General features: G+C 48.9%; 3 tRNA genes and 1 rRNA gene. All 4 read left to right on the forward strand.

Annotation, left to right across the window (positions count from 1 at the left end):
• Positions 1 to 103 (forward strand): 23S ribosomal RNA (locus JMF81_RS03720); the annotation flags it as partial.
• Between the two features lie 127 nt (positions 104 to 230).
• Positions 231 to 304 (forward strand) — tRNA-Asp (locus tag JMF81_RS03725).
• A gap of 17 nt (positions 305 to 321) precedes the next feature.
• Positions 322 to 394 (forward strand) — tRNA-Val (locus tag JMF81_RS03730).
• A gap of 24 nt (positions 395 to 418) precedes the next feature.
• Positions 419 to 491: transfer RNA gene (locus JMF81_RS03735), tRNA-Thr, on the forward strand.

The raw sequence follows: 491 nt of genomic DNA on the forward strand, positions 1-491 counted from the left end.
AAGGTAGTAAGACCCCTTGAAGACGACGAGGTAGATAGGGCAGAGGTGGAAGTGCGGCAACGCATGGAGCTGACTGTCACTAATCGGTCGAGGCTTTGACCAAAGAAGGCGAAGTGTGAGAATGGTTTTGTATGATGTTTTGAAGGTACGTCAAGTACCTGGAAATAGAAGATATGACTAAGAGATATGGTTCTCAGTAGATAGCTTCTTAGGATTGACATTATTTTTATGGCCCGGTGGCTCAGCCGGTTAGAGCGCCGCCCTGTCACGGCGGAGGTCGTGGGTTCGATTCCCATCCGGGTCGCTTCTTTGTTTAGTTATGGGATCATAGCTCAGCTGGGAGAGCATCTGCCTTACAAGCAGAGGGTCACAGGTTCGAGCCCTGTTGGTCCCATTTTTGTTAGAAAAAAGAATATTTGCCGTTGTGGCTCAATTGGCAGAGCAGCTGATTTGTAATCAGCAGGTTACCGGTTCAAGTCCGGTCAACGGCT

Source organism: Anaerostipes butyraticus, assembly GCF_016586355.1.
Classification (GTDB): domain Bacteria; phylum Bacillota; class Clostridia; order Lachnospirales; family Lachnospiraceae; genus Anaerostipes; species Anaerostipes butyraticus.